Consider the following 25,311-nt stretch of genomic DNA (forward strand, 5'->3'; position numbering starts at 1 on the left):
AAGGGCATCGGTGGTCGTTGCAACAACGCGCACAGGAACATCAACAAGCGACTGATCCGATGGGATCGAAAGCGTCGCACTATTGCCGCCAGAAATGGCAACCCAAGCGCCGCCCTCAAACTTCTGCCACTGATAGGCAGTGGTCGTTGCGCCATCCGCATCCGAAACACCAGTCAGAGCAGCTGTCAGGCTACCGCCCTCGAGCGCCGCGCCGGTTACAGCAAGCGAGCCAGTGGCAACGTCATCGACATTGGCAATGACCTGCTCGGAACCCGTAAAAGTGGTGGTGTTGGACTTAGCGTCCGTTGTTGTCGCAACCACACGAACGGTTGCGCCTACAAAGGACTGATCGGCGGGGATAGTAAGTGTAGCACTATCGCCGCCCACAATATTAGTCCAGGCTCCCGAAACTTGCCTCTGCCATTGGTAGGAAATGGAGGCAATGCTGCCGTCAGTATCTGTCGCGTTAGATAGCAAAGCAGTCAGTGAGCGACCTTCGGCGGCAACACCTGTGACACTGAGGGTTCCGGTTGCCTCACCATCGACCGCAGGGGGAGGGTTGCCCCCAGAACCGCCGCCGCCGCCAACTGCAGCACCAATGCCGGCAAGACCAAGAACGCCGATGGCAATTCCCCCGACACCAATGCCGCCGCCAGACGATGCCGCAACACTCTCAACAGATATTTCTGGGGCATTCTTACCAGGCTCCCCGCTCTCAACATTTTCTTCAGCGGCAGCGGCACTATTGGCAACACTCGCTTCGTCAGTGCGTGTAAAGCGTCCCTTTTTCGGCTTATTTGCGGCTGTGTCGGAAGGTTTTTTTACTAGTTTTTTGGCCATTTTTTCTACCCTGTAAGAACGCAATATCTTAGTATCGAAACCGTCGCTACATGACGATACATACTGTTACAACTATACTATTTCGCATTAATAGGCCCGCTAATGGCTAATGCACGGGATATCGCTGCCGAAGTGAGAGTTTATACAGCCATTTTGGCACTATTAGTTCTGCCAAGAATTTGGCCTGCAGGGGCAGTACATCCAATGATGTTGGCCACGGTCAGTAGATGTTCGTTCAACTTCCAATGGCAGGCCTCTTCATTTATAGATGTGTGAAACTGACTGGCCGTAAGGGTCGCGCGCAGATCCGCAAATTGCGACTTGAATTCCTTTAAAATCAAGCCACAAGGTCGCGGTTTTCTAAAGCACCCTCCCAATCGGTAGCGTAATAAAGTTAAGAGTATGTCTAAAAATTCATAGGCTGACGCAGCATCACACTTGCCGTTACTTACATGACGGCTCTTTCGCATCAGTGGCCTGCAGCCCGCCAATTACCGCCGAGTAAATCTTTCAACCAACGCCGAGCATTTAGGCTTTTATTCATTAATGTTTGTTGTGGTTGACGAGCATTAAATAATGGCACCCATTATTTCAAAGGATCATCCCAAGCGATATAGTTGCTCGATACGAGAGAGCGTGTTAGCCTAGATATCCAACTTACCATAGCTTCAGGTGCCGCTCTGTGTTTGCCATCCGAACCTTCACGCTTGTATCAGATTTTGACGAAGACCGTCTACGAATGGAAGTGCGCGGTACAGAAGATGTAACGCAGGCCATTATGCTCACTCGCCGCTTAATGGACCGAGCTATTCCTAAAATGGCAGAGGAGGCTGAAAAACTGGCGGCAGGCCCGATCCCAGCTAATTTGGCGCTGCCCATCGCACAACAAAGCCTGCGCCAAGAGCGGCGGGCAAATCCGGTCCCGCCCGTCCGCCTTGATGACGGAGTTCAACCTTGGCTGTGTATCGCAATGCAGTTCAAGTTGCAGGACAACGCCATTGTGTGGATACTCAAGGGCAGCGGCGGCGAGGAGGCGCGCATGTTTTTGTCAAATTCGAACCTGCGTGCCACGCTTGATGTATTCGCTGCGAAATACACCGCAATGGACTGGGCACGAACCTCATTCCCTGAATGGCTGACTGAAGCCGAGCTAGAACAAAGTCCGGCGCGCAAGGCACTCCACTAATTCCGGGCCCACCTGTTGCGCCTAGCGCGCGGGGCGGATGCAGAGCCGGGACCATCGTTAAGCGTACCGATGAACTCAATGCCGGCCGCCTCGAGGGCAACTTTAATATTGTTTATTTCGCAGTCGTGGTTTGTGGAACCCCCTGCTCAACTTCGAGACACCGCAGCGTTTTTGAAGCAACACCTGCATACATAGCAAGTGTATCTGCACTGCAGTGCAGATACACTGTTCGATTTTATTACCGCGCAGGGCATGGGTCTGGGCCCCGAGCTCTGTCCGCCCGCATGTGCGCTCAACATATAATCCACCACCTCCTTCGCATACCCGACCCGACAACGTAAGAGGATGTCAACTGGGCCTTGCGGAGACTAAAGCGGACGAAACTGAATTGCCCGCGGCAGGCCAAGGACATGACGCGCGATCATCTTGAGCAATGCCTCGCCGTCCAGCCCGATAGTCCTTGTGGTTTGCGCAATCGCGCCATGCTGTCGCTCGGAAATCGCATCGCTGATGACGAACGAAATTAAATTAAGAGACGGCGGCACACTACGGGCAGCTATCCGGCGCGGCAAGACTGACCCATTGGAAATGGGCACATTAGGTTCACCTCGCGCCGGTCGGCGCAATTGGTGGGGAGTGGCTTGCTTGGCGCGGAGATGATATGGCGCCGCTACTCTGAGGTATTTACCGATGCAAAGCAATCGATCGAGAGGTTGAGACGACAAAGGTCAAGCTCATAGTCAAGGAAGGCCGGGATATTTAGCGCAAACTCAGGGTACTGCGACATGCAGAGAAGATTGGTGATGCGGCCCGAGCCTGTCGATACTTCGATGTAGATCGTTCCAACTTCTACCGCGGGAAGGCCTATTGCGAACAGCACAACGAAGCTAGGCTGATCAGACAAAAAACCCATTCCAAAAAGCCCCGCCGACCACACGCCACCTGAGCTCGTCGAAAAGGTCTTTTTGCTATAAAGCAAATATGGCCTCGGCTCAATGAGGTCCGCCTGATGACTATCGCGTTATAACGGCATGAAAATCTCTAACGCTGGCGTTACACACATTCTAAGCCGCAACAGTGATAGCCGCCCGCCGCGCGAAACCCGAATGCGCCAAATCCACACATAAGCTTTGAAAGGTAAATTTGGTGAAACTATGAATAATATAATTTTTGATGTTGCTTTGCCTTAAGCTCTTGCCTCTTAAAGGTCCTTTGAATATTGATTATCTAATTTTATCAGAAAAAATCTGCACATATGTATGTAACGCTGTCACAAATACCAAATTGACTTCCCCTTCCCAATATTCGTATTTGTTTAATGCAGGCATAATAAGGATAGTTTAATAGCCATTTTTTATGACATTTTGAATAAAAATTTTACATTTTAGGAATGTTATTTTAGTATGATACGAGTTAATCTTACCTCAGGTTTGCATTTTGACTGTTTGGACGGAATTTCGATACTAGAGTCTGCAGAAAAAGCCCAAATCGCGCTTCCCTACAGTTGCAAAACTGGTCGTTGTAGCTCTTGTAAATGCAAAGTCCTAAGTGGGCAAAGTCGGCCGTTAGTTGACGAACTCGGTTTGACACCTGCAGAAAAAGAAGACGGTTGGATTCTCAGTTGCGCTCGAACGGCTGCGTCGGATTTGTTAATTGAAGTAGAAGATATTAGTGGATTTGTCATTCCAGCGGTTAAAACCCTCCCAGCCCGAATAAACAGCCTCCAAAAGCTAGCACCTGATGTTTTGCGCGTAATCCTAAGGGTCCCGCCTAATAGTGTTTTGAATTATTTACCCGGCCAATACGTTAACGTGATTGGTACGGGCGGCGTTCGGCGAAGCTACTCTGTAGCTAACGCGCCATCGGCAGACGGCCAGCTTGAGTTGCACATTCGTGCCGTAGCTGGAGGTGTAATGAGTAACTATTGGTTCAGCGAAGCTAAGACTGATGATCTCGTTCGCATTAATGGACCGCTGGGGTCCTTTTTTTTGCGAGAAACGGCTGGTTTGGATTTAGTGTTTCTTGCCACAGGCACTGGCATAGCGCCGGTCAAAGCGATGATCGAAGCCATGCCACAGCTCGCTGCGGACAAGCTACCTCGTTCAGTCACTATCGTGTGGGGCGGACGGGCCCAGGATGACATGTACTTCGATGTTGCTGCCATGCCAGGAAATCACATTTTTATTCCCGTTTTGTCTCGCGCGAGTTCTTCTTGGTCAGGGGCACGCGGTTACGTACAACAAGCATTGCTAGAGGTTCAGCAGGACTTAAGTAAGGCAGCTGTATATGCCTGCGGTTCTGACGCAATGATACATAGCGCTCGGCTTGCAATTGTTGAGGCTGGCTTACCTTCTAACCGATTTTATTCGGATGCTTTTGTAAGCTCCGCAGCCAGTTAACGGTTGGAGGAACTTTATGAAAGACTTCATATTTACAGTTGGATTGGGAGCACGCTTAAATGAAGAAGCTACCGCATAGCCAACTATCTGAAGTTAGGTACGGCTCCATCAGGTAAGCGTTTGAAATGGTCGCCACGATTGCCATTGCAAACTGCTTTGGCCATCGTTAACGCTTCACACCAAGAATAGATGTCAGGCCCTGATATGCTATCTTTTTAAGTAAAAAAATCACTTTATATAGGAACTAAGTATGCCCGTCGAAACCATTGCGTTAGATCCACAAACTGACATAATTCGCGGTCAGATAATGGACCTAGTACAACAATACGCAGATATTGTTTACACACCTAACGCCTTCATCCCTGGCGAAACGGCTGTGCCAGTATCTGGCAAGGTTATTGGCGCAAAAGAGCTACAGCTTATGGTTGATGCGTCTTTAGACGGCTGGTTGACCACGGGGCGCTTCAATAAAATGTTCGAAGAACGGCTGGCCAAATTTTTAGGTGTCAAATACCTGATGACGGTTAACTCCGGTTCATCTGCTAATTTGGTTGCTTTCTCAACTCTCACCAGTTCTAAACTGGGTGATCGCGCAATTAAGCCTGGCGATGAAGTCATTGGTGTCGCCGCGGGTTTCCCGACCACCGTTAACCCCATCTTGCAGTTTGGAGCCGTCCCTGTTTTTGTGGATGTGGAATTATCTACCCATAATATCGACGCAAGCAAAATTGAAGCGGCAATAAGTTCCAAAACAAAGGCCATTATGTTGGCGCATAGTCTCGGAAACCCCTTCAACGTTGAAGCTGTAACTGCTCTGTGTAAAAAATATAATTTGTGGTTGATTGAAGACACCTGCGACGCGTTGGGTGCGACCTATGGCGGCCAAATGGTCGGAACTTTTGGTGACATCGGGACCCTTAGCTTTTACCCTGCACATCACATCACCATGGGTGAAGGCGGCGCGGTATTCACAAATAGCGCCGAACTCAAAATGATCGCAGAGTCTTTCAGGGACTGGGGACGTGACTGCTATTGCCCGACAGGTAAAGACAATACATGTGATAAACGTTTCTGCTGGACGAAGAAGGATATTGGCGGAGATTTGCCAGATGGCTATGATCACAAATATACTTACAGCCACTTGGGGTACAATCTCAAGATTACGGATATGCAAGCGGCCTGTGCTCTTGGCCAAATGGACCGACTAGAAGATTTTATAGCAAGGCGCCGTGCTAACTATGCCTACCTAAGAAACCGGTTAGCTAGTTGTAGCGAATTTTTGCACCTCCCTGAAGCCACGCCTAACTCAGAGCCATCATGGTTCGGCTTTCCGTTGGTGGTGAAAGAAAATAGCGGCGTTCAACGCTCTGACCTTATTAACTTTTTGGATCAAAACAAAATTGGCACGCGCCTTTTATTTGCAGGTAATTTAACCAAACAGCCTTATATGGCTGGGCGCAATTTCCGAGTTAGCGGTGATTTGACCAACACCGATATTGTAATGAACCAGACGTTCTGGGTTGGCACTTATCCGGGGTTGAATGAAGAACATCTGGACTACATTGCCTCTAAATTAGAAGAGTTCTTTGGCGTGAATTTTTGAGACATAGCTGAATAGCATTCTAGCCTTATCTGCCGGCTCGTGCTCTCAATCCCAATATAGACTAAGTTGGTCAGGAATGGGATGGTTTGCACAGCCGGCGTTTTCTTTTTGCAGGCCGCGCCGAATTTATCTGCAAAGAATTACCTGCGACATACCCACTGTCATAACGGCCAACTATCATCCAGTTACAGTAGGGCCTCGACGTTATTGTTGTCCATGTCGGCTGGTGAACGGCAGATTGTCGCGGAAGTATTATGGAATATGCTCTAAGTAGAGCATTAACTGGACCAAAGCCCGGCGGCAGCACGCTCACTCGTTGTCAGGAAAGCGCAGGATCATTACCGGCCAGCCACCTGCCACTCCGCGCTCGGGGCGGAATTCGGCGACCTTCTCGCCGCGCGCAATGAGGTCGCTATATTGCGACCATGCGCCCGGAAAGCGCTCCTTCTCGACGGCATATCGTGCGTACTGGCTTAGCACCGCATAATCTGCGCGGCAGGTATCAATTTTTTCGGGCACGACCGTCCCGTAATCAATGTTGCTGCGTCCACCGCGCGCGGATGCGATCAGAGAGTTATCGATTCTTCCGTCGAGCAGTCCGCGCACGTCCTGGCAGCCCATAATGCCCAGCGGGAAGACGAAGTCGAATTCGCTCTCAACAAGATCAAAGGCGAAGTGCTCAACGAAGACCGTGCTGCCCGGCGCTGCGTTCGCGCGCAGCCAAGCCGAGGCCATCAGCCGCGTGTCATTCATCCGCTCACGCCCGTCCGCAAGTGCAGCGAAGAGCAGAGGGACGAGCGTCGCGGCCATTAGCGCACCCGCCGCAAGCGGCGCAGCATGGAATTTAAGCCGAGTGCCAGCCATCGCTGCGACCCGCATTAGCGCCAGCGCCACGAGCATAGCCAGCAACGGTACCGTCGCGAGGATCCAGCGTTCCCATACTATGTACTGGCTACTGGCGAGCACAAGCATAGCGATTCCCGTTACCAACGCGACAGCAACGAATTCGCGGCTCCGCACGGCAAACACCGCTCCGATTGCGGCAAGTGTGAGCCCGGTGATGCCGAACGCGCGCACAAACGGTTCGCGCATATACCAGAACGCATTGTCGATAAGGCTGCCACCGGTCGCACCCAGGTGATGGGGCTGCACCTCGCCACGGAGATTGGCGATGACCGTATTCCACTCGATGATCAGGAAGGGTGAAATTAATACCATTGCCGCCATCGTCCCTGCCGCAGCGGCCGTAATCAACACGAGAGTGCGCCGTCCGCTCTCCAGCCCGTTGCGCCAGCGCAGCACCACCGCGCCGGCAAGCGACAGGAAAATCACTACAAAGGGCCATTTGGTAGTAATCGCCAACGCTATGCAGAAGCCGGTCACCACGAGCGCTCGAATGCTGCCGTGACGGGCATAGGCCAGCGCGCAAAGCATCGCCAACAGCATGAATACGGTCGCCATCATGTCGGATCGCACCAGCTGCGAATAAGTGATGTGCACTGGGCTCACAGCGAGGACTGCCGCCGTCACCAGCCCGGTGGGGCGGCCAAACAGCAAGGTAGCAAGGCGGTAAGCGAGCGCGATACCAACGACAGCAATCAGCACAATGGCAATGCGGTGCGGCAGCACGAGGATACTCGGATCGGCATAGATTGCTGCTGCGAAATTCTCGACGCTTGTGAAACGCCCGGTCGCAAGACCCAAACCCAGCACCGCGACATCAATCAGCGCGAGCATGTACATGGTGGTAGTGGCCGGATGGCCGAACCACTCCGGGTTAAGCTGCCCGCCGTCGATCATCCGGTAGGCGCCCAGCTCAAACATCAGCTCATCCGGATCGGTCAGCGCCGGCAGGCCGAAGGCAACCGAATAAAGCCGGATCACTAGCGCCGCCAGCAAGATGATAGCGAGCAGACAGTCGACGCGCGGCATTTGTGCCGAGAAAAGTCGGGGCCCGTTTACGGGCAAGCGCAGTCTCATTCGCCGATCTGCCGCTCCGGCCGCGCGACCCAAGGCAATAAAGGCGCGTCACGCCGCATCCGCCAGCGGTCAGCCCAGCCTTGCTCATATACGTCAATCCAGACGGTGCGGATCGTGCTGCAGGCGAGCGCGATAGCGATCAATTGGATTACGAGTGGCCGCACCAGGGGCCAGAGCGTCAGGTTCATTTCCACGATTATGTCCGTATCAAATATGTAGCCATAGCGGTCAATGGTATCGATGTTGGATACGACAAGGTCATAGGAACAGCCCATGAGATAACAGCAAATGATCGCGAAACGCGGGCCCCAGCCTTGCCAACGCTCCGTCAGCACCAGCGCAGTCCAGAAGATCGGGGTGTAGCCCCCACCCTCACTTGTGATCAGAGCGAACATTATCGCCAACAGGTAGATGCGATAGCGCGAGATAGCCTCGGGCCTGAGCCAAGTGGCGGCCATCGCCATTAGTAAGAGGGCCTGCGTCGAGCGCAGCAGCACCGCGATGGCCAGAGGCACCAACTCGATTGCATCCGACCCGAGCACCAGCATCGTAGGGAAGATATCGTCCTTGCTCTCGAAAAAAGAAGTGATGCCTTGGTAGGTGGTAGCCGGCCAGAAATCGAGCGGGTTGGCCATGGTGTTCTGTGCCCAGGCGGTGATGTTCTGCACGATTTGGCTAAGGGTTCCAGCGCCTAACAAGGCGTAGCTGACCAAGTAAACCAGCGCAGTGGCGATCAGCACGGATTCAACCCACCGCCAGCGCCGCATGATCAGTTGCGCCATGAAGGGGGCAATCAGGTAGAGCTTCATGTTGATCGATAAGGCCGCGAAGACCCAGCGCGCCCGCGCCGAACGCAGCAGCGGCATGATAGCAAGCAGGAACATTGGAAAGGCGATCAGCACGAGGTTACCGCGCTCGATGCCGTTCAGCATCGGCCAGCCTAGCCCCATACAGATCGTACGCGGGATCGCGGTGCGCGGATCGAACTTTCGCAGCGCAAGGAACATCAGCACGACGCCAAGCGCCCAGAAGCCGAAGATCGACACATGGCCGATCCAGTCGCAACCGCGGGCCATATAGCCGGGGCTGGAATCCAGGCCACTCGCCAGCTGATAACAGTCGCTGACGCTAAGCGCCCGAAGGATGACGAAGGAAAGCGGTGGGTAAAGCGTGGTCCATGTTTCGAATGCGCCCTCGGGATTATAAGCCCAGTAGGCGGAGTTGAACCAGTCGGCGAAGATATCGCCCGGCTCATAGAAAAACGGGGGCGGCAAATATTTGAATGTGAACAAGAACCATGTGGCGTGCACAAGGCTAACGAGGATCAGGCCCGCCAGCACCCATTCGATAAGCACCCCGCTTTGCCAGTTACGGCGGAACATCAACGGCTCCCCGCTGCTGGCCGGAACACGAAGCGTTTGAGAATCAGGAAGTTGATCGCCGAGACGATCACCACCGCCACGAGCCCTGCAAGATAGGGCGAGGCAATCGCCTGCGACAGCGCCCACAGCACCGCAAGGCTGAGGAGATAATTCCCCGCATAGGACGCCACGAAGCGCATCGGCGATCCGGCCTCGCCTACAAAGGCATAGCGGCTGAAGGTGAAATAGTTAAACAGCGTTCCTGTCGTATGGCTGATGAGCTGGGCAATGAACATGTCCATCCCCAACCACAGCAGCGCGGCGTAGCAGCCATAGCCAAAAAGCGTGTTGACCAAGCCGGCCTGATAATAGCGCAGCAGCTGCCGCCAGTCGAACTGCATATGTGTCCGTCCGCGCAGCGGCTTTTCTGAAGGCGCCTCAGACATCTCAGCTCTCGCAGGTATAATCGGGCGGAAAATTGATCCGTTCGCGCTCGAGCACCAGCGGCTGGTTGCGTGTCCGCTCGGAAATCAGTCCGATCTGCACGCCCAGCAGGCCAAAGAATAAGAACATCAGCGTCATCTGCCCCTCGAGGAGGGCAGCAAACAACCACAACTGCCACGAGCCGTCCCACAGCGGCGACAGCACCGCGCCAGCGAGGCAGACCAGCGTTAGGAGGCCGAATAAAAATGCAGCATAGAGCGGCGCGCGCAGCAGGCCCCTCGATGATCCAGCGAGCCCGTTGAGCGCGAAGTCCAGCAACGTAAAGAAATTATTTTTAGAGCGCCCGCCTGCGCGCGGCGGACGGTCGAAGGGAATCGTTTCGATCCTGTAGCCCGTTTCCACCAGCATCCCGCGCACGAAGGGTTCAGGCTCGTTGAGCCGTTTCAGGGCAGTGACGACCTTGCGGTCGTAGATACCGAACCCTGTAGCGTTCGGAATCACCGGATAATCGCCGAAACGACGCTGAAGGCTATACGACAGGTTGCGGAAGAATTTTAACAGTAGCGAGTTCTTTTCGACCTTCCGCACGCCCAGCACAATGGGTGTGCCCGCGCGCCAGCGGCGCACGAATTCGGGAAGAAGCGCAGGGGAATCCTGAAAGTCGGCACACATAGAAATAACGCCGCTGCCCTGAGCTGCGTAGATAGCATGGGTAGGTGAGCGCATCTGTCCAAAGTTGCGGGTGTTTACGATCAACTTGATTCGCGGATCGCGGTCACACATCTGCGTTACGATCTCAACCGTGCGATCATTGGACTCATTGTCGATAAAGATGATGTCAAAACGCGCCGCGACGCTTTCCATCTCTGCAATTACGGCTGCGGCGATAGCCTCAACATTCTGTTCCTCGTTGCGGCAGGCGATGCACACCGTCACCTCAGGGTTAGACACCAATTCACGATCAATATGACTCATTCTGCTCACCCAGTCTGTCTACAGCATGGCGAGGCGTCCGTTGGGAACCGATTGGGGCACCTAATGGCGGACGCAGGCGGTAGAATTCGATGGCCAACCACAACAGAAATAGAGCTGCCGCCGCCGCCAACAGTGACGAACGATATTGCCGCTCGGTCGAAACATATGGCTTTTCAAGCAAACGAATATTAGCTTTTGAGGTAAGATCCTCGACAGCCGTGCCCTCAAGATAACGGACATAATTGGTATACAGAGAACGGGCGATTTTTAATTCGCGGTCGAGTTCATATACCTTCGTCGAGGCATCCACTACTTCGCCTACTGTCCCCGCGCGCACACCTGGACGTTTATCGAGCGCCTCATTCAGTTGTTCTGTAAGCGCATCGCGCTCAGCCTGAAGCTGGACTATCGCCATATTCTCTGGCGTGAAGAACCTACTGGCGGCCGCAATACGCCGATCAACGTCTGCAATTGAGGCACGCAACCCCGGAATGCGTCCACTGATTGTTCCAATCGAGGCCCCAGGATCAGCATAGCCGTTCTGCAGCCGGAAAGCATCGAATTCACTCTGGGCCTTGGAAAGGCGAAGACCAGATTCCGCAACGAGCCTTTCTAAAAGCTCCTTTTTGTATTTCGTCTGGCGCTGCATAATTTTTGCCAACTCATCACGGGTGGCATCGGTAAAGGCGGCAACGACGTCCTGAGCAATTTTTTTGTCAGTTTCGTCCATCTGGATCAATATTATTCCGCCACGCAGAGCGCGAATTTCGACCTTATTTTGGAGCCATCGATGCAGTTCTATTTTTGACATATCAAGCCGCGACTCAAGCGATAGATCGCGGATCACCCTATCGCGTGTATAAATACTGTTCCCAATTCGCAGCGCTACTTCGACAGCGGCTTGCTTCCCAAACACCGAATTCAGGGCACCAAACTGCTCAAGTGTATTGGACAGGCCAAGCGAACCGGGATCGGTCGGGGTCAGAGATGCCTCCACACGAAAATTCTCGGGAAAGGCTGCAAAGCCAACCAGAGCAGCTATTGGGACGCCGAAAAGTAGGGCGCGCTTCCACAGGCGATCGAGCGATTTTAGTCCAGCAAGGCTGCCGGTGAAAGAGTGACGCGGCGTCATCAGTTGATCGCCGCAACAGTCGCGGCCGCAAGGCCTAACTGGAACACTATGGAGGATATCTGAGCGATCTTAGTGAATATATCACTCGACTGTGTGCGAATAGGCACGAATACTACGTCACCAGGCAATGCTTTTTGGTTAAATGCGCCTTGGGAACGGGTAAGTACGCTGCCGTTGGCACGTACCACAAAAATGTCACCCCGATTGGCCGCTTGTAGTGTACCTCCGGCTAGCTCCAGATAGTCCCGTATTTTTCGTGGATTAGTCTCATCAATTTGAAACGAGGCCGGGCGATAAACCGCGCCAAATACCCCAATGCTGGTCGGTCGGGGGGGAATTACTATCCGGTCACCATTCTCCAGTAGGATACCGCGGGGCAGGCTCTGCGAATCGGGCTTAGTTTCCAATACCAAACGTCCATCCGGCTTTGCCTCCCGCAGTTTCGCGAGGGTCGCTTTAGCTGCAAGTAGTTGGACCTCGGAGCGGCGTTGGTCTAAGCCGTTGGTAGACTGGAGCGGTGAAGAGGCTAAAGCTATTTCAAACAGGTCAAGCGCTTCTTCGAAGCTGCGCTTCTGTTGAACCATAACCGTCTGGCGTGTTAGACCTGCGCCATACACAAAAGCCCGTTGGCTATACCCGCCAGCGAGTTTTATCACTTCATCTAGCGGCTTATTAGGTTCTACATAATAGTTGCCTGGATTGACCACTTCCCCCTCTACCCGAACAACAACAGACTGTCGGTCCGTAGGACGCATAAGGTTGCCTTCTGCAAGAACCTGGATCACGTCTCCTGCACGAACAACTGTGCTACCAAATTCTTTAGCCAATATTTCACGGGGCCCAGGTACTCCGGTCATGTCAGTACTGTAGATCATAACGCGGCTAATTTCGGCAAGTTCATCTTTTCCACCGGCATAGCGCAGCGCATCTTCGATCGTTTCAGAACCGCGCAATTCGAAAATTGCTTCACGCCGAACGCTACCCGCGACCGCAATCTGCGGCGCTGCTGGGGGAATGACTATGACATCTTCATTCTCAAGCGTCACATCCTTCGCGCGGTTCCCGTTGATCAAGATATCATACAGATCGATGTCAGCAATCTCGACCCCGTCACGCACAAGCTTAGCATTTCGCCAACTACCGCCTGCAGCGGGTCCGCCCGCTTGAAGAATCGCATTGAACGCAGTCGTTAGACTGTTAACCGAGAACGCACCTGGGTTGACCGCGTAGCCCGTTACGAACACGCGCACGCCGCGTAGTTCGGTAGTCCGCACACCGACCCGGAAATTGCGGAACTGGGTTCCTATCGCACGCGTCAGAACGGCCTTGAGGTCGCCTTGACGCACACCTGCAAGTGTAATTTCACCAACAGAGGATAAGAAAATCCGACCGTTATTATCGACAGTCCGCTCCACGCTGCCTTCTGCTGAACCAGTTAGCGAGATCGAGATCGTATCGCCTACGTTGATGCGGTAGTCGGGGGGGATAGTTGCGTCGGCAGACCTTTCAAAGTCGCGCCCGTCTGGCAAAACAAGATCGGCCCCGAAACGCTGCAAGGGGCGCCCAAGCATGCGGGTGACGTAAGTCTCGAACTCGTTCGGTTCCGCTTTGCGAGTGTCTGCCGGATCACGGTCAAACAGAGACTTGGACTTCTCACTTTTTTCACGCGACTGAGTTCTGTTGCGCGACGCCTCGTCTGTGACCCGCGTAGGTTCAATTCCGTCTGATTGCTCGCTGTCATATTCGTCTTGGCTGTCTTGACGGCTGTCCGACTGACGATCATCACGTGAGCTACGTTCCTCATCAGTCGAGCTTGAAACAGGGAAAGTTTGTGCATTCAGCGAAATAGGCTGAGCCACCAGCGCCAGAAACGATGCGGAAACGGTAAGGATAGAGCGGAGCATAGATGTTTCGTAAATGTCCAAAAAACGAAAGATAGTAGAAGGTTCGGCTGACAACTGAGGAGTTCGGTTTTGTTCCTGCCATCTCGGGCGGAATGTTTGTGATTCTGTCATTGTTATTACCTTAAATGGAGCTCAGGTGCTATCGTTATGGCAGTATTTTGAATTTGTTGGCCCAACGGCACAGATGCAATACCAGCGGCTTCTAACAGAGAAGCATAGATTCCAGCATCCCCAGTGTAATTATTGTCGACGCTCTCCGTAATCGGGGCACGCACTACATTTCCGCCCAGTACACGGGCAACTTCGGCAGCAACCTCCCGCAGTTCTAGAACCTCCCCGCCACTGTCATAGCGATATACTGACACGCCGCCGGATCCCAATAATTGGAATAAAACAAGCGACACCAGTTCGCTTATCGCAACATAGCTGCGTATCACCCGCATTGGTGCGCGTACAGAAATCGGACGGCAAGCCAGCGCATCAATGATGAAGCTTGCAAGAGCATAAGTGTCATATTTGTTAATGAAGGGCCCGGTCAGATTGTAGATTCGCGTAATGACAGCACGCCGTCCTGTATCGGCCTCTGCCCAAGCAACGAAGCGATCCTCGTCCTCCCGCTTGAGCCCGCCATAGATTCTCAGATCTTCGCTCGCAGAAGAAACATCCGCGAAGGCCGCAGCACCTGAGGAGGCAACGAAAAGCCGGTCAGCACCGATTGCACTGAGCGCCTCGAGAACAGTGCTTGAAAGCGCTCGATTAGATTCGCGATATTCGTCACGATCAATAACCGCAACCTTGTCCTTTGTCAGAAAGGCAAGATGGAACAAAGCTGTCGGCTGTGGGTGCAAGCCGGCAAGTTCGTCAAGCGGACGCTGCGCGATGGTGATTGCGTCACCAAGGTCAATCATTCTCGACGAAGAGCCGAAAGCGAATACGCGTTCAGAAAATGCATCAACGCCCAAGGCGGAATGTAGACCGCGCAGCAGACCTCGGCCGACCCAGCCACCGGCTCCCACCACGACTATACGCCGTGTGTCCATCAAAAGCTCAGACACAGAGGAAGGTGCAAGCGCCGTTGCCGAGGTCAGAGTAGGAAGGGGTTGCATGAAGCTTACCCAATACCGGCGGGAGTTAGGTAGTCGATTTCAGGCGTCATCCGGTCAATCGGGTTCGATTCCATCGAACCGCTTTCCGTTACCCGACTGCTGATCTTGGGAAGGTAAGTCTGCTCTGGATCCACCGGCACAATGAATGCATGTAGGCCATCACTCGCCATTGCCGCAAGGAAATCGGGATCTTCCGTAAACGCTACCGGCAAACGCATGACCGGGATATCCCAAGCGGCGAAAAGCTTATCCCACGTTGGCAGACCCAGACCCGAACGCGTATCGCATCCGAGGTACTTTCCGCCAAAATAGTTTCTCTGGGTCATCCGGATCGAGGCGTGCCCCTGATCATCGAAGATGAAAATCTTGAGGTTGAGATCATTGACCCGTGCAGTACCCAGCTCCTGTAAATTCTGAGCGAAACCGCCATCACCCTCAATCAGTATGGTGCGGCGCCCAGGAGCCGCAATGGCTGCCCCGATCGCGCCTGACAGACCGTATCCCATTGAGGCGAGCGACTTGTTTGTAATAAGGCGCTGCCCCAGTTTCTGATTGTAGAGCTGCATGGACAGGGTGAATGCGCTGCCGCTGGAGCAGGGGATTACAAGATCGTCATCGCGGGTCAGCGTCTCTAGGTTTACAATGAAATCATAAGGAGAGAGGTACCCAGCGCCAGTTTGATTGACCTCTTCGACCCGTGGAATGGCCGCACGGATCTGCTTGGCGCGGGTCAGCCATTCGGGTTTTGATTCCAGTCCTTGAGCCAGCATACGGCGCAGGAAGTTATTCGCATCGGCGTTCACGGCAATGTCAGTGCGCGGATGGCCCTTGGCCAATTCCGCCGGATCGATTTCGACCTGTACGATTTTCGCTCCGCGGCCGAATTCCTGCCAGTTGAACCCGGTCTGCTGCAGCCCAAGCCGTGTTCCCAGCGCGACGATAAGGTCGGACTGCTGGATAATGATGTTGGAGCTGCGCTGACCCCAAGTATTTGGTCGACCGAGATAATAAGGCGCATTACCATCGATGCGGTCAGCGCCATTATAAGTTGTCATAGTTGGCAGTGAGAGCTTGTCGAGGGTATCGCGAACGGCATCGACTGTGCCGATATCGACACCGCCGCCGATCAGCAGCATTGGTCGATCCGCATTGTTCCAGAGCCTTACGACCTCTGACACCCTGTCTTCCTCTGCTATCTGCAGCACCGGTGCGGACATTTCCGGAAAGGGTTCTTCGTCGCGATGGGCAGCCTGCACATCAAGCGGGAATTCGAGAAACACCGGACCTTTTCGTGGTGTCCAACTCGGCTCAATAATGGCCAGAAACTCGGCAGCTGAAGCTGGCTGCTCGAGCCGCGTCGACACTTTTGTCATCGACTCCATAAGCGCGACACCGTCGATCTCCTGTATGCCACGTGAGCGCACCTGTCCCCGGGCAAGATCGGACGTCTTTACCTGGCCGCCGATAACCAGCAGCTCCCGGCTTTCCAGCCAGGCGCCGCTCACGGCGGTAACGATGTTGGTCTGCCCTGGACCAGCTGTAACCAGCGCTAGCGCCCTGGCCGGTGCGGCAATCAGGTTGAAATACTCTGCACCAATGCCGGCAGCGACTTCATGCACCACTGGCACCCCGGTCAGAAAACGGTCGAGGCTCTCGGTCAAGTGCATAATATTGCCCCCGCCGACGTAAAAATAATGTGTGTAGCCAGCTGCTTTGAGCCAGGCGCCTATCTGATCACTATACTTCATGTACGTGTCCCATCCGCAATAGAGAGCAGCGAAGAGATGATGGTATGAACCTGACTTTGGCTCAGGCTGGATGATGTCTCGCGGTCATAGCCCCAGTTGGCATGAAGGGGTAGGTGAACTTGGCCCTGAAACGGCTCGAGATGACTATTCATGTCATCGACATAGACAATCATATATTTTTTCGGGTCGAGCCAATTTTGTGATTTCGCGACGTTTAACTTGCTACCCAGCTTGCGAATGTCCTCTTGTCCGAAAATCTGAATTCCATCGACACCGTTGAACGCCAAGGCCTCATGAATTGAGCTCACATTGCGTGTCGATAGAATCGCGAAACGGTCGGGGCATTGCAGCAGAATCGGCTTTAGCAGGAAGAAAAAATCATATGCCGGCATGACCTTTGGCCATTCGGGATCCTCCATGATGGTACGTCGTGCTTCGAAGAAGTCACGCGAGAAGCTCCAATCGCCTTCATCAGGAGTGATCATGTGCAGTGTGTTCGGCAAAACCGAACTGGTTGCACCGTAAAGTCGATTATACTGCCAGGCGTCGGTCACAACGCTGCGGAATGCCAAGAATTCCTCGTAATTGACGTCCTGACGAAAACCGACCCGCCCTTTGGTGGCATGATTTGCCACACTAAACGCCTCAAATGCACTGTTGAACAGCACGCCGTCAAAATCGAGGACAAACTTGATTTCCATCACAGCCGTTCCCGCAAGACCGATGCGCGCGCTTGGGCTGCACTGCCGATTTCGCCATAAGACGCGATTTGCATATCCAGCAGCACCGTTTCCACAGCGAAAGCATCCATCAGAGCGTCCGGTTCAAGGAACCTTACGACCGGCATGACGCATTTACGCGTTTCGACAGATGCGATGAGATCGCGCAACTCGCCGTCTTCTTGCAGCAGGCTTAACGTTTCTGCGTTGACTGTACCTCCCATTGTAGTCTTCAGCCCCCGCGCTTTTGCCGCACGGGCAACGGTTTTAACCATGGAGATTGTTTCCGGAGAATTCACGCCCGATCCGCCGAAGCTAGCGGTCAGATCGCTGCGTCCAACGGTAACCTCGGTAAGCTTGATACCTGCGTCAAGAATAGCTTCGATACGTTCAACGGCTGTGATTGTCTCAATGGTCACGCCGACGTGCTTGAACGCGCCATCGGGGAGCATTTCCTGATACTTTTGCATTGCGAAGGGGCTCTCGATCATCGGGGCGACGATACTCTCGATCCCCTGCATCATCAGAAAACGCATATCGGACTTGGCCTCGCAACCGCCGATCTTTACGAGATAGGGCAAGCCATGGCGCGCTGCCCAAGCGGCTTCAGCGGCAACTGAGTCGCGCGTTAGACCTTCGGCTTCGAACTCACCTTTCAATGAGATTATTCGTGAGAGATTCATTTGGTCACTCCGGTGTAATCAATCGCGAATGACGGCGAGAAAATCCCGCACACTGTCAGCCACGAATGAGATGTTGTAGTTGCTGATCCCGCGGCAAAGGCCTATCCCAGAGGTATTGATTGTAACGAAATCTGCATTTTTGAGGACGAGAGCAATTGTGTTGGTGTTATATGGTCAGGCATGAGATTGAAACTCCAATAATTTTTCTGCCAATTGACCTCGATAGAGATCCAATTGTTTGGAACAAATTTCGAGTGGGTCCCCCCCACTTTCTACAAATTTATGCCATTCTACAATTAGCGTCAGTGCCGCATCGAGTGAAAGCACGGGATTCCAACCCAACTCGCTCCGAGCTTTAGTACAGTCCAGCTTTAGATACCTTGCCTCATGGGGCTTAGGACCATCCTCACCTTGCCAGCCGGGCGCGCCCCAAGAAGCGGTAAGGCGGTTAGCAATCCAGTCAACCGGCTTAGCATCTTCGTCGCGAGGCCCAAAATTCCATCCACAGGCAACGTCTTGGTCACCTGCAAAAAGGCGCTCGGCGATCATAATATATCCGCCCAAGGCCTCTAGAACATGTTGCCAGGGGCGCACGGCGGTTGGATACCGAATTAACGGCTTTTCTCCAGCAATCATAGCACGCACTATGTCTGGAATCAGTCGTGATTCCGCCCAATCTCCTCCACCGATAACATTACCAGCACGCACAGATGCAAGGTAGGGCCCCGAATTAAAATAGCTGCGCCGGTAGGCTGAAACAACTAGTTCAGCCGCGCCCTTACTGCTGCTATAAGGGTCATAACCACCCATTGGATCGCTTTCGCGATACGGCCATACCCAATCACGATTTTCGTAGCACTTATCGCTTGTTACACAGACAATGCTCCGAAGAGAAGGGAGCCGCCGGCAACAGTCAAGTAGGTGAACCGTTCCCTGCACATTCGTGGCATAGGTCTCCACCGGCTCCTCATAAGATTTACGAACCAACGGCTGTGCCGCGAGATGGAAAACAACTTCCGCGCGAGAAGCCTGAACCGCCGATTCAAGAGCGTGCATATCTCGAATGTCGCCCTCGATATGTTCGACGATATCGGCTATTCGCGCCTGTCGAAACAGGCTTGTTTCATCCGCCGGAAGCGAAAACCCCGTAACGCGCGCACCCATTTGCGAAAGCCAAACAGAGAGCCAGCTACCCTTAAAGCCTGTGTGCCCGGTAATGAGCACGCGACGGTCCCGCCAAAACGAAGCGTTTACCATGACTTCCACGGGGGGGATTTCGCCCACAATGATTCAAGATGCAACTTGTCTCGAAGAGTGTCCATCGGTTGCCAAAAGCCGTTATGGCGATAAGCTACCAATTCATCATCTGCCGCAAGAGCTTCCAACGGCCCCTGCTCCCAAATCGTTTCGGGACCATCGATCAGGTCAAGCACCGATGTATCAAGCACAAAGAAGCCGCCATTAATCATCCCGCCGTCACCATCTGGTTTTTCGGCAAAAGATTTTACGCGGTCGCCTTGAAACTCTAGAGCGCCAAAGCGCCCGGGCGGGGTAACAGCAGTGATGGTCGCTTTTTTGCCATGCGCTTCATGGCAAGCGATGAGGGCCGCAATATCCACATCGGCAACACCGTCGCCATATGTCATACAAAACGGCTTATCCTTATCCAAATATTGCCCGACCGCCTTAAGACGACCTCCGGTCATAGTTTCAGCGCCCGTCTCTACCAACGTAATCTTCCATGGCTCACTCCAATTCTCGTGGACCTCTGAACGATTGCTAGAGAGATCTATGGTGATGTCAGCCGTATGCAGATGATAATTGGCAAAAAATTCTTTAATCATGTAGCCTTTGTAACCAAGGCAGATAATAAATTCGTTTATCCCATAAGTGGAGTAAATCTTCATTATGTGCCAAATAATTGGCATGCCTCCCACTTCAACCATAGGCTTAGGACGGGTAGACGTCTCTTCGCCTAAGCGGGTCCCAAGTCCCCCCGCCAGAATTACTGCTTTCATGAGTGCATCCAAATCAAAAATGACGTCTTTTCTGTGGGTGGGGGAGGTAGAAATTTAGTTAATTTTTGTCAACGACCAAATATTTCTGAATAGGCTAAGGAAAAAAGCTCGAATTCGGTTTCTTGAAAAATGGCTCAGGATCCACAGCAATGCCGTCTAAATATATTTCAAAATGCAAATGGCTTCCGGTCGAACGGCCTGTTGACCCCATGAAGCCAACAGTATCGTTACGGCGAACCTTTTGTCCTAGCGCAACATTGATACGCGACAGATGAGCATAGCGTGTTCGGACCCGTTTTGAGTGTTCAATTTCTACAAAAAGCCCGTAACTGCCTCGCCATCCCGCCTCTTTCACAACGCCACTTGCCGTAGCATAAATTGAGCTTCCAAATGCACCAGGTATATCCAACCCTTTGTGAAGCCGGTGCTCCTTTCTCATTGGATCCCACCGCAATCCAAAATCGCTAGAAATGTAAGGCATTCTGCGGCCTGAGTAATCAGAGCCCCTGCGCTTTGGTTTCACCCTGGTCGACGCAAGGGTTTTTAGAGCGGATTGCTCTTGCCAAATAGAAAAGATTTGAAAAAATCCTTCAGCATGCTGGGACTTGTGTGTTGCTGCATCCCCTTTGCGTTCCGAGCCATTTATATTTTTGTCTACAGAGGGGGCATCAAAAGAATCCTCCTCGAGGGGCGTTATGCTCTCGTTCGCTTTTTTCCACCGATAGAAAATCTCGCCAAAATCGTTGGCCAAGTCTTTGGAAAAACTATTTTCATAATGCTTTGCATCTCGACCCGCAGCCTTCGCAAAGGCAGCCTCTGAAAGCTGCAGCGCCAAAGCTATAAAGAAGAAGAATTTCATTGAACTCATGGGATCCATTTATAGTGGCCGCGCCAACAATTGAAGGTAAAAAATTTGTGGGCAGGTTACGGTAAGGCTGACCAACCCAAATGTTTAGCGTCATCTCTACTCCGTGCGCCCACACCCACTTGCGCGTTATTAACATCCATGGCAGTAAGCCTTAACCGCGCAATTAAATGAGGAATCACGCCCATGGCCCTTGCCCATAGCGAAGCTGCGAACCCGCATTGGGTTCCGCGCAAGAAAATACATGAGCTTGCCCATATTCCCGGCGAAAATGGTCCCCCTATCATTGGCACGACGTTCCGCGTGTTGCGCGACCCCCCTGCTTATGGCGCGCGCATGGTCCAAACCTATGGCAAGGTGTTCCGCACCAACGCCTTTGGCAATCCAACGGTGTCACTGGTCGGCGCTGAGGCAAATGAGCTGTTGCTATTTGACCGTGAAAAGCTGTTTTCATCGGAACAAGGCTGGGGCCCGGTTCTGAACCTTTTGTTCCCGCGCGGATTGATGCTGATGGATTTCGACCATCACCGCATGGACCGCCGCGCATTGGGCATTGCGTTCAAGCCGGAACCGATGCGCGCCTACACACGGGACATGAACCGCATCTTTGCCGAGCAGTTGAAGGACTGGCGCGGCGATATGTTGTTCTATCCAGCGATCAAGCAACTGACACTTGATGTCGCGGCGAGCAGTTTCTTGGGTATTCCATTGGGGCCTGAGGCAGACAAGATTAACAAGGCCTTTGTCGACATGGTGCAAGCATCCGTCGCGCCGATCCGCGCACCCTTGCCCTTTACGCCGATGGGCAAAGGCGTTGCCGGCCGCAAATATCTTATCGATTATTTCGGTCCGCAAATTGCCGAACGCCGCCGCAATGAAAACCGGCAAGATATGTTCAGCCAATTTTGCCGGTCAAAGCGTGAAGACGGCGAATATATGTCCGATGGCGAGTTGATCGACCACATGAACTTCCTGATGATGGCAGCGCATGACACGATCACATCGTCGGTGACATCCATGATCTGGTATCTCGCAAAGCATCCCGAATGGCAGGAGAAACTGCGCGAAGAGTGCCTCGCAATTGGGCCTGCCGGATCGGATATCGCCTTTGCCGATCTCGATAAGTTCGAACTGACCGAATATGCGTTTAAAGAGTCGCTGCGCCTGATTGCGCCCGTGCCGTCGATCCCGCGCCGTGCGTTGCGTGATTTTGAATTTATGGGCTATCATATCCCTAAAGGCACGTCGGTCAGCATCAGCCCATCTTATGTCCATATGATGGAAGAATATTGGCCAAATCCGAACGAATTTGACCCCATGCGTTTCACGGCCGACAAGGTGAAAGCGCGGCATAAATATGCGTGGGTGCCCTTTGGCGGCGGCGCGCATATGTGCCTTGGCCTGCACTTTGCGTATATGCAGACAAAGCTGTTCATGCACCATTTGCTGACATCGGTTAAGATCGAAATTGCCGACGGCTATGCGCCCGATTGGCAAGCCTGGCCAATCCCCAAACCCAAGGATGGACTGAAGGTCCGGTTCACGCCTTTATAATGCGGGATTGCCAGCAGCGCCTACCGCACTAAAGCTGCGCGCTGCACGCATGGCTTATTCAGAACAGACAGATTGGAGCCGTGACGAGCTGCGGCGGCGCGGGCTTGGCCTCGCGATCGCACTGCTGCTTGAGGTCGTCATCATATTGGCGATACTGAGCCTGAGCATGCGCGCGACCGGACCCGATATAGGCACACGCGGCCTCAGCACATTTTCCCTAGAGGCAGAACCTGCGTCTTCCGCTAAAAACAGCGAAACGCAGACACCCATCACTACAGAGCAGAAAAGCACGGCCACACCGCCCATCCCGAAACCGTTGCTGCCGCCCGTCAATCCAGTCCAAGCACCACCGCCCAACCCCGATTTCATCAAGGTCAGCAAGTCAGATTTTGATGCGATGGACCTGTCAAAATTGCCAGCAGGCGGAGGCGCGGGTGCGGGTGACAGCAAAAGCAGTGGTCAGGGTGCAAAGGGAATGATGGGCCCCGGTCTTGGACCCGGCGGGGCGCAGCTATATCCTGTGGCGTGGCTGCGCGAACCGTATGACAGCGAACTTGCGCCCTATCTGGCTACGGTCAAACGCATCCCGCCTGACGCGTCAGCAGAAATCGCCTGCCGCATGATTGAACGTAACCGCGTGGAAAATTGCCAGATAATTGGCGAAAACCCCCGTGGCACCGGCCTGGCCAAGGCATTACGCCTCGCCGCCTGGCAATTTTTGGTCAAGCCCCCGCGCATCGATAACAAGCCACAATTGGGCGTATGGGTGCGCATTCGTTTCGATTTTAGGGGCAGGAATGTTGAAGGCGGCGGGGTTCCGGCCGAGTGATTATCTCACAGATAAAACCACCGTTGTCCCAGCGCAGGCTAGAACAACGGCACGGTTAGCGAGATAACGGGTGAACGAAGGGGGGGGTATGCCCCTCCATCACTTCCGCGACGCAATCCAAGCGTCGACTTGCTCTTCGAGTATATCCAATGGCACCGGACCTGATTTCAGCACCGTGTCGTGGAACCCGCGAATATCGAATTTCTTCCCAAGCGCCTTTTGCGCTTTGTCACGCAGTTCACTGATTTTCAGGCGGCCAACCATATAGGCGGTCGCTTGGCCGGGATAGATGATGTAGCGTTCAATTGCCTTTACGATGCCGCCTGGTGCATCGGCGCTATTATCTTCGACATACTTAATCGCTTTTTCGCGGGTCCAGCGCTTGTGGTGCAAGCCGCTATCGACCACCAAGCGAATGGCGCGGTGCAGTTCCAGTTGCAACCGGCCAAAGTCACGCGCCGGATCAGTGTATAGGCCCATGTCCTTGCCTAGTTTTTCTGCATAGAGGCCCCAACCTTCTGAATAAGCCGTAACGCCGCCAAATTGGCGGAAGGCGGGCACGTCTTTCAACTCGGTCTGGATAGCGCGCTGCATATGGTGGCCAGGAACACCTTCGTGATAGAACAGCGCTTCAACCTCGGTCAGCGGCATATCCGCCATCTTGTACAAATTGGCATAATAAGTGCCGGGGCGTGATCCGTCAGGGCTTGGGCTTTGGTAAAATGCCTTACCCGCAGACTTTTCGCGGAATGCCTCAACGGGTTTCACAACCAAAGGTGCCTTGGGCAAAACGCCAAACCATTTGGGCAGCAAGGGGGTTACGGCGTCCTGCGCCTTTTGCGTTTCCGAAAGATACAGCGCGCGCCCTTCGGCGGTTTCGGGTGCGTAGAATTTGGGTTCGGTGCGCATATAATTGAAGAAAGCTTGAAGATCGCCCTTCACGCCCATTTTTTTCTGTACGACGCCCATTTCCTTATGAATGCGCGCGACTTGTGCGAGGCCTAGATTATGAATCTGGTCCGGCGTCATATTGGTCGTGGTATAATTGGCCAGACGCTCGGCATAATAGCCTGCGCCATCCTTGAAGCGCCAGACACCGTCATCGGTTCCGGCGACCTTTTCCTGCGCCGTCATTTCGGCAATCAATGCCTCATAAGCAGGCTTTACCGAAGCGTTCAGCGCCTGCGCCGCGTCGGCAATCAACAGGTCTTTTTCAATCTGGCTGATGTTGAGCTTCGCCACCTTGGCCTTGAAATCTGCATATAAAGGCGCATCGGGACCATCGCCAAAGGGCGCACCAGTGATGACATTGCGCGCGTCATTGATGACATAAGGATAGACCCATTTGGGTGGCATAATGCCTTGCGCGGCGCGTGCCTTGGCTTGGGCGATGGCCTCCATCATGCCGGGGCCAAGGCCATAAAGACGGCTTACATACGCGCGCGCGTCGGACTTAGTGTCGACACGGTGAATGTTGATGAGAAAGGCTGGCAGCTGACTTTGCGCGCCATTCATCTGGTCAAAGACATAGCCATAATCATTATATTTAAAGGCCGCTTCGCTGCGTTCCGCGCGCTTTTCAAACAGGCGGAAAGATAAGCGATTTTCGGGCGAAAGCTTGGCAGGGTCAAAACGGGCGCGCATTTCTTTCAGCGCCGAACGTTCGGCCGCCTGCGCGCGCATCTCGCCGGCAGTAGAAAAATCACCCCAGCGACCATAATCGCTGTCCTTGATACCGCGATAGGCTTTGCCAAGCGGCGAAAGCGCCAATTGCTGCGCATCATATTCTTCGAAAAAGGCCTTGATCGCGGCATTCTGGTCGACTTCGGCTACAGCAGCGGGTGCAGGTGCCATAGTCTGAGCCATCGCAGGCGTGCCCAATTGTACCAAGGCAATGGCAAAGGCAGAAATCGCGGTTTTGGTAATGCGCATTCGAAACTCTCCTGAATATCTGTATCGCAACGT

At 53.4% G+C, this 25,311-nt stretch carries 20 protein-coding genes; 5 read left to right on the plus strand and 15 right to left on the minus strand.

The annotated features are described in order from the left end of the window. On the minus strand, positions 1–840 hold an 840-nt coding region (locus D7D48_RS10090), incomplete at its 3' end, for a hypothetical protein (RefSeq protein ID WP_221738640.1). Between the two features lie 682 nt (positions 841–1,522). Here D7D48_RS10090 and D7D48_RS10095 point away from each other — a divergent pair. The 3 genes from D7D48_RS10095 (at position 1,523) to rfbH (ending at position 6,028) form a co-directional block, all read left to right on the plus strand. Beyond that, positions 1,523–2,026: a hypothetical protein gene (locus D7D48_RS10095; RefSeq protein ID WP_125231314.1), complete on the plus strand. Its 504-nt coding sequence runs from the start codon at positions 1,523–1,525 to the stop codon at positions 2,024–2,026. A gap of 1,403 nt (positions 2,027–3,429) precedes the next feature. Further along, entirely contained in the window at positions 3,430–4,425 is a 996-nt protein-coding gene (locus D7D48_RS10105; RefSeq protein WP_125231316.1) for an FAD-binding oxidoreductase, read from the plus strand. 250 nt (positions 4,426–4,675) lie between these two features. Further along, positions 4,676–6,028 (plus strand): lipopolysaccharide biosynthesis protein RfbH, encoded by a 1,353-nt coding sequence (gene rfbH, locus D7D48_RS10110; protein ID WP_125231317.1) that lies wholly within the window; start codon positions 4,676–4,678, stop codon positions 6,026–6,028. 309 nt (positions 6,029–6,337) lie between these two features. Here rfbH and D7D48_RS10115 read toward each other — a convergent pair whose 3' ends face one another. The 13 genes from D7D48_RS10115 to D7D48_RS10175 all read right to left on the minus strand — a co-directional run bounded on the left by D7D48_RS10115 (position 6,338) and on the right by D7D48_RS10175 (position 20,975). Next, positions 6,338–7,960: an ArnT family glycosyltransferase gene (locus D7D48_RS10115; protein ID WP_185739843.1), complete on the minus strand. Its 1,623-nt coding sequence runs from the start codon at positions 7,958–7,960 to the stop codon at positions 6,338–6,340. Positions 7,961–8,004: 44 nt separating this feature from the next. Beyond that, positions 8,005–9,390 (minus strand): hypothetical protein, encoded by a 1,386-nt coding sequence (locus tag D7D48_RS10120; protein WP_125231319.1) that lies wholly within the window; start codon positions 9,388–9,390, stop codon positions 8,005–8,007. Next, positions 9,390–9,815 (minus strand): GtrA family protein, encoded by a 426-nt coding sequence (locus D7D48_RS10125; protein ID WP_125231320.1) that lies wholly within the window; start codon positions 9,813–9,815, stop codon positions 9,390–9,392. Before D7D48_RS10125 ends, D7D48_RS10120 begins: the two co-directional genes overlap by 1 nt. Position 9,816: 1 nt before the next feature. Then, positions 9,817–10,788: a glycosyltransferase family 2 protein gene (locus D7D48_RS10130; RefSeq protein ID WP_125231321.1), complete on the minus strand. Its 972-nt coding sequence runs from the start codon at positions 10,786–10,788 to the stop codon at positions 9,817–9,819. Further along, positions 10,775–11,920 carry a GumC domain-containing protein gene (locus tag D7D48_RS10135; protein WP_148097089.1) on the minus strand — a complete coding sequence of 382 codons (1,146 nt, stop codon included), beginning with the start codon at positions 11,918–11,920 and terminating at the stop codon, positions 10,775–10,777. Before D7D48_RS10135 ends, D7D48_RS10130 begins: the two co-directional genes overlap by 14 nt. After that, the gene (locus D7D48_RS10140; RefSeq protein WP_125231323.1) at positions 11,920–13,935 is read right to left on the minus strand and encodes an SLBB domain-containing protein; all 2,016 of its coding nucleotides are present in this window, start codon (positions 13,933–13,935) and stop codon (positions 11,920–11,922) included. Before D7D48_RS10140 ends, D7D48_RS10135 begins: the two co-directional genes overlap by 1 nt. A gap of 5 nt (positions 13,936–13,940) precedes the next feature. Further along, positions 13,941–14,930, minus strand: a complete 990-nt coding sequence (locus tag D7D48_RS10145; protein WP_125231324.1) for an NAD-dependent epimerase/dehydratase family protein — start codon at positions 14,928–14,930, stop codon at positions 13,941–13,943. A 5-nt stretch (positions 14,931–14,935) separates the two neighbouring features. Beyond that, the gene (locus tag D7D48_RS10150) at positions 14,936–16,678 is read right to left on the minus strand and encodes a thiamine pyrophosphate-binding protein (RefSeq protein ID WP_125231325.1); all 1,743 of its coding nucleotides are present in this window, start codon (positions 16,676–16,678) and stop codon (positions 14,936–14,938) included. Beyond that, entirely contained in the window at positions 16,675–17,379 is a 705-nt protein-coding gene (locus D7D48_RS10155; protein WP_125231326.1) for a hypothetical protein, read from the minus strand. Before D7D48_RS10155 ends, D7D48_RS10150 begins: the two co-directional genes overlap by 4 nt. Next, a complete protein-coding gene (locus tag D7D48_RS10160; RefSeq protein ID WP_125231327.1) occupies positions 17,379–18,080 on the minus strand; it encodes an aldolase/citrate lyase family protein in 702 nt (233 codons plus the stop codon). Before D7D48_RS10160 ends, D7D48_RS10155 begins: the two co-directional genes overlap by 1 nt. Before the next feature lie 174 nt (positions 18,081–18,254). After that, complete coding sequence (rfbG, locus tag D7D48_RS10165; RefSeq protein WP_125231371.1) at positions 18,255–19,337, minus strand: CDP-glucose 4,6-dehydratase; 1,083 nt, start codon at positions 19,335–19,337, stop codon at positions 18,255–18,257. Further along, a complete protein-coding gene (gene rfbF / locus D7D48_RS10170) occupies positions 19,331–20,098 on the minus strand; it encodes a glucose-1-phosphate cytidylyltransferase (RefSeq protein ID WP_125231328.1) in 768 nt (255 codons plus the stop codon). Before rfbF ends, rfbG begins: the two co-directional genes overlap by 7 nt. A gap of 94 nt (positions 20,099–20,192) precedes the next feature. After that, complete coding sequence (locus D7D48_RS10175; protein WP_125231329.1) at positions 20,193–20,975, minus strand: M23 family metallopeptidase; 783 nt, start codon at positions 20,973–20,975, stop codon at positions 20,193–20,195. A 174-nt stretch (positions 20,976–21,149) separates the two neighbouring features. Between D7D48_RS10175 and D7D48_RS10180 the strand changes: the two genes are divergently transcribed. After that, positions 21,150–22,517 carry a cytochrome P450 gene (locus tag D7D48_RS10180; protein WP_125231330.1) on the plus strand — a complete coding sequence of 456 codons (1,368 nt, stop codon included), beginning with the start codon at positions 21,150–21,152 and terminating at the stop codon, positions 22,515–22,517. Between the two features lie 49 nt (positions 22,518–22,566). Further along, positions 22,567–23,346, plus strand: coding sequence for a hypothetical protein (locus tag D7D48_RS10185; protein WP_125231331.1), 780 nt, complete (start codon positions 22,567–22,569; stop codon positions 23,344–23,346). A 99-nt stretch (positions 23,347–23,445) separates the two neighbouring features. Here D7D48_RS10185 and D7D48_RS10190 read toward each other — a convergent pair whose 3' ends face one another. Continuing rightward, on the minus strand, positions 23,446–25,278 hold the full coding sequence (locus D7D48_RS10190; RefSeq protein ID WP_125231332.1) for a DUF885 domain-containing protein: 1,833 nt from the start codon (positions 25,276–25,278) through the stop codon (positions 23,446–23,448). Positions 25,279–25,311: the final 33 nt, after the last annotated feature.

This window comes from Sphingorhabdus wooponensis (assembly GCF_003933235.1).
GTDB lineage: Bacteria > Pseudomonadota > Alphaproteobacteria > Sphingomonadales > Sphingomonadaceae > Sphingorhabdus_B > Sphingorhabdus_B wooponensis.

Coding starts and splice junctions, on each gene's coding strand:
- D7D48_RS10105 (WP_125231316.1), top strand. CDS start 3,430: ATGATACGAGTTAATCTTACCTCAGGTTTGCATTTTGACTGTTTGGAC.
- rfbH (WP_125231317.1), top strand. CDS start 4,676: ATGCCCGTCGAAACCATTGCGTTAGATCCACAAACTGACATAATTCGC.
- D7D48_RS10115 (WP_185739843.1), bottom strand. CDS start 7,960: ATGCCGCGCGTCGACTGTCTGCTCGCTATCATCTTGCTGGCGGCGCTA.
- D7D48_RS10120 (WP_125231319.1), bottom strand. CDS start 9,390: ATGTTCCGCCGTAACTGGCAAAGCGGGGTGCTTATCGAATGGGTGCTG.
- D7D48_RS10125 (WP_125231320.1), bottom strand. CDS start 9,815: ATGTCTGAGGCGCCTTCAGAAAAGCCGCTGCGCGGACGGACACATATG.
- D7D48_RS10130 (WP_125231321.1), bottom strand. CDS start 10,788: ATGAGTCATATTGATCGTGAATTGGTGTCTAACCCTGAGGTGACGGTG.
- D7D48_RS10135 (WP_148097089.1), bottom strand. CDS start 11,920: ATGACGCCGCGTCACTCTTTCACCGGCAGCCTTGCTGGACTAAAATCG.
- D7D48_RS10140 (WP_125231323.1), bottom strand. CDS start 13,935: ATGACAGAATCACAAACATTCCGCCCGAGATGGCAGGAACAAAACCGA.
- D7D48_RS10145 (WP_125231324.1), bottom strand. CDS start 14,930: ATGCAACCCCTTCCTACTCTGACCTCGGCAACGGCGCTTGCACCTTCC.
- D7D48_RS10150 (WP_125231325.1), bottom strand. CDS start 16,678: ATGAAGTATAGTGATCAGATAGGCGCCTGGCTCAAAGCAGCTGGCTAC.
- D7D48_RS10155 (WP_125231326.1), bottom strand. CDS start 17,379: ATGGAAATCAAGTTTGTCCTCGATTTTGACGGCGTGCTGTTCAACAGT.
- D7D48_RS10160 (WP_125231327.1), bottom strand. CDS start 18,080: ATGAATCTCTCACGAATAATCTCATTGAAAGGTGAGTTCGAAGCCGAA.
- rfbG (WP_125231371.1), bottom strand. CDS start 19,337: ATGGTAAACGCTTCGTTTTGGCGGGACCGTCGCGTGCTCATTACCGGG.
- rfbF (WP_125231328.1), bottom strand. CDS start 20,098: ATGAAAGCAGTAATTCTGGCGGGGGGACTTGGGACCCGCTTAGGCGAA.
- D7D48_RS10175 (WP_125231329.1), bottom strand. CDS start 20,975: ATGGATCCCATGAGTTCAATGAAATTCTTCTTCTTTATAGCTTTGGCG.
- D7D48_RS10180 (WP_125231330.1), top strand. CDS start 21,150: ATGGCCCTTGCCCATAGCGAAGCTGCGAACCCGCATTGGGTTCCGCGC.
- D7D48_RS10185 (WP_125231331.1), top strand. CDS start 22,567: ATGGCTTATTCAGAACAGACAGATTGGAGCCGTGACGAGCTGCGGCGG.
- D7D48_RS10190 (WP_125231332.1), bottom strand. CDS start 25,278: ATGCGCATTACCAAAACCGCGATTTCTGCCTTTGCCATTGCCTTGGTA.